The organism is Lewinella sp., from assembly GCF_050633125.1.
In the GTDB taxonomy this organism is placed as follows: domain Bacteria; phylum Bacteroidota; class Bacteroidia; order Chitinophagales; family Saprospiraceae; genus Lewinella.
This window is the reverse complement of record NZ_JBOEFX010000224.1, coordinates 1-4802: the sequence shown is the minus strand read 5'-3', so window position 1 is coordinate 4802 and position 4802 is coordinate 1. Positions and strand designations below refer to the sequence as shown.

General features: G+C 41.4%; 1 protein-coding gene. It reads right to left on the bottom strand.

Features of this window, described 5'->3' with window-relative positions; genetic code table 11:
• Nucleotides 1-168 precede the first annotated feature (168 nt).
• On the bottom strand, nt 169-4656 hold the full coding sequence (locus ACRBG0_RS28415; RefSeq protein WP_431490205.1) for a T9SS type B sorting domain-containing protein: 4488 nt from the start codon (nt 4654-4656) through the stop codon (nt 169-171).
• Nucleotides 4657-4802: the final 146 nt, after the last annotated feature.

Here is a 4802-nt window from a genome sequence, read left to right as displayed (position 1 = left end):
TACCGACACTGCAGCGATAGATACAGTCTTTAATAACTTCTTATTTACTTTAGGTTTGAATCTGTAATATTTTATTATTCTGAAGCATATAATTACTGGCTTATTGACATAAAAAAACTCCTTCAACAATGTGAAGGAGTTTTTTATTTATAATACTTTGATGATCCCTTAACGTTTCAGGGTAAAATGCCCTTTAAACTCTTTTTGGGTATCGTTTTCTCTGTATTCCACTCTAAACCAGTAATCACTAGAAGGAAGTGGGTTCCCATTATAGGTTCCATCCCATCCTTCACCCAGTGGACTGATCTGCTTCAACAGCTTGCCAAACTTGTCAAATATATAAATTTTTGCCGTAGGATCACCCGTAGCGATACCAATGATATTCCAAGTATCATGATATCCATCCTGATTCGGTGTCACAAATCGTGGGTAATCAATCACACTAAGTTCGATCTCTACACTTCCACATCCATTAACATCCTTGATCGTTACCACATGTAAACCAGGCAATACATCAATAAACACATCTCCCTCTTGGAAGGCACCATCATCCAACTGGAAGACATACTCTCCCAATCCTTCCTCTACCGTCACATGGATCACATGCGTACCCGTATAAGTCTCAGTTACTCCCGAACTATCGGTATGAATCACCTCATTGATAGCAAAGGCTCCACTTACCACCTCTGCACTATAAATAAGCGGTGGTGAAGATACCGTAACCACCGTTGTCACTTCATCACTACTACATCCCGTCTCGCGCTCTGTTACAATCACACTATAATCACCTCCCTCTAAAGCAACCAACGAAGCACCAATTTCTCCTATTAACTCGGTACCATCATGATACCATACAAAAGTATATAAATTCGCATCTAAGCCCGTATCAATCACTGGCGGAGAAGTCTCTCCCTCTTCCTGTCCAATCGGGTTCCCTAAGGCATCCACACACAATCTATAACTCGGCTCCAACGTCACCGTAGGTAATTCCTCTACCTTTAAGATCACCTCCACTATATCATGACACCAAATATCATCCATAGTCGTATTTGAAGTATTAGTTACACGTGCATATACAACCTGCGGGTTGATTATATTCTCATACATATCAGGCATCTCAGTTCCTGATTCTCCCGCCTCTGCCAATTCTAATGTCTCATAGAACTTAAGGGTGTAAATCGCTGGGTCCTGTCCGTCCAAAATCTCCTGACGAATATCAACACCATTGATATTGGCACTGAAATCCTGCAAGTCAAACGTAGCAATACCATCATTATCACCCTGGTAATCACAAATCGCATAAGGATACATTGGATCTATAGCATAAGCTCCCTCTTGCACCACCAGTACAAAGTCTTGCTCCATGATATAACAACCCGTCTGGGTGTTTAATATCCCTACATAAATCGTTTGCTCGGTCGTATCATAAAAATAAGGCGTTACCGAAGAAATCCAGTTCACCATGTTTTCTGCATCCGTTAGATCCTCAAAATACAACACATCAAATATCGATGGATCCTGTCCATTTAATACCTCTCCATTCTTACTGTCTAAGATAATAGAGTTCGTCCCTACAAATGGCAACTGACAATCAATCTCATTGGAGATCTCTGCCGATGCATCAGGCAATGGGTTTACGATAAGATCCAATGACATCACCGTATAACATCCCGTACCCGTTGCCGGTGGAACATCATCAAAGGTAGCACGTACCCAAATCGTTTGATTAAAAGGCTCTATATTGGCATAAGGACTTGTTAACTGCGTTAGAGGATCTCCTATAATCGCTTCCTGCTCCGTTAGGTAATAAGCAACAACGACTCCCGCTTCTCCATTAATGATATCTACATCTAAATCTGTTAACATAAACTCCCCTATACCGTCCATAGGATCTCCATAATCACAAGACTCAAATGGATCCTGCGGCTCCGGTGATGGATTGTTTAATACCGTTAAGGTTAATAAATCTCTTGCCTCACAACCCTCTGCATTAAAAATACTTACAAACAAGGTCTGTGGCGTACTGGTATTCTGATAGGCCGTGTCTGGTACAATCGGATTGTTGGCATCCTGATCGGCCTGTGTCTCATAATAATATACTGACAAAGTAGTATTCCCTAAGGTAATCGCATCATTGTTCTCCGCCAGATTAAAGGTCGAGATCTCATCGGTGCCCGTACTGCCGTTTAACTGATCATCACAAAGCTCCATACTAAAAGGTCCTACGCCAAGAGTAGGCATCACTCCTACTATCAACTCAAAACTCTCAATACGTGTACATCCCGTCTCTAAGTTTTCAAAACGAGCCCAAATTGTCTCACCTGAACTTGAATAGGTACTGCTGTTTGCTATCGCTCCTATATTATTGATCGCATCGGATTCACTCATGTGATAAGTCACCGGTGAAAAATCAGAAGGATCCTGAACTCCTATCATAAAAGGAGTATTGATCGTTAAATCAAACACCGCGATCCCATCTCCATCATCATCACATATCGTTATATCTCCAAAATCTTCCGTAGGCTCATCCGGTAATTGAGCCACTACGATTGGCAACTCAATAATCGTACTACAGCCTGTAACCGTATTGATCAATCGTGCCCAAACAGTATCATTAAAAGGATCGTCATTCTCATAAGGGGTCGGTAACACATTGGTGTTGTCTCCCTCTAGGGCTAAATCCTCTGTCCCATAGTATTCTACTATTATATTTGGCTCTCCATTGATAAGATCCTGATCCATATCAGATAAGGTAAACATCGAAAAACCATCATTGTCATCATCACAGGCCGTTAATGGGTCTACAGGACTTGGCGTTGGGTTCTCCAACACATTTAAAGTTAATGTCGTTTGTATCTCACAGCCCTCTGCATTAAATACACTCACAAACAAGGTTTGAGGCGTACTCGTATTCTGATAGGCTGTTGCTGGGTCGATAGGATTGTTCGTGTCCTGATCCACCTGAGTCTCATAATAAAATACCGATAAACTCGTATCTCCTATCGTGATAATAGCATCGTTCAAGGTTAAATCAAACGTAGAAATCTCATCGGTAGAAGTACTACCATTTAACTCATCATCACAAAGCTCCATATTAAAAGGACCCGTAGCAATCGTTGGTAATAAACCTACTACCAATTCAAAACTACTAATACGTACACATCCCGTAGCGATATTCTCTATTCGTACCCATATCGTCTGACCTACACTGGTATAAGCACCAGGGGTTAATATCTCATTGGTTGGAGTCTCGGCATCAGCCAAGGATGTATAATAGGTAATCGGCAGAAAATCTGCAGGGTCTTGAACTCCTAATACAAAAGGAGTATTGATCGTTAAATCAAACACCGCCTGAGCATCCCCATCGTCATCACACATCAGTAAATCTCCAAAATCATCCGTAGGTTGATCCGGTAGTGGATTCACCACCAGTAGTAATTCAATCACAGTAAAACAACCTGTAAGGTCATTCTCCACACGTGCCCATACACTGTCATTAAATGGATCATCATTTAAATATGGATCTGGTAATACATTCGCTACATTACCCTCTCTTGCCAAGGTCTCGTTCCCATAGTATGCAATACTCACATCGGGCTCACCGCCTATAATCTCTATATCTTTATCCGTTAAGGTAAATTCTGCAAACCCATCATTGTCATCATCACAAACCTCTAAAGGTGTTGGAGCAACAGGTGTTGGATTAGGCAATACTCGAAGAGTCAATAGTACCGTAACATGACAACTACGTACATCCGTTACTCGAGCTACTACCGTCTGCTCATTAATTATTGCGTTTCTATAATCCGATGGATCCAAAATAGGATTGTCCGCTGCTTCATCTGCAGGAGTCTCATACCAAGTCACTAATAATGTCGTATCACCACCCGTTATAAAAGCATCATAACTCGTTAAATCAAAACTACTAAATCCATCCACTGAAGTACTCACACCAGCAATCTCATCATCACATACCTCATAACGATCCGTTGGCTCTACTGCCGCTGGCAATGGATCTACAATCAGATCCAAAGGAACAATATTATAACATCCAAAACCTCCATTGTTAGGAGTCGTATTGGTAGGATTACCCACAACCAACACATAAACCGTCTGAGCATTCGGTACCTGATTCTGATAATTTAAAGGATCTACGATCGCTAATGAAAAATCAGGCGTAGGACCTATCGCTGCATCTCCAGCCGCTATCGCATCGGCCTCTACTGCATAATAGTAAAAATCCCATATCGTTGCATCCATACCATCCAAGACCTCTGTCTCTACCTCACTCAAATCAAAAACCTCTACTCCATCTCCAGGATTGTTATAATCACATAATCGTAAAGGCTCCGAAGGCTCTACTATTAAGGGGCTGTTGCGAACCTGTAGCTCTAAAACAATCACTGCAAAACAGCTACTAGCAAGACTCTCTACTCTTGCATACACAACATCGTTAAAGGCTACATTATTTGCATGTGGACTTGCTAGTGGCAATACTCCATTCTCAGCATTTAATTGCGTCTCATGATAAGTAACCGATAAATCTGGATCGCCGCCTGTAATATCTAAATCTGCATCCGTTAAGGTAAATACATAAAACCCGTCATTGTCATCATCACATTCTACTAAAGGCAAAGGGGTATTAGGTACAGGCAAGGTATCAATCTCTATTAAAACACTTTGACTACTGTCAAAACAGGTCGTATTATCTATTCGCTACAAGCGAATATATATCGTCTCCGATGGAGCCGTTACTGCATAAGCAGAAACTAAAGCACCAACACCTGTATCAGCATCAGCCT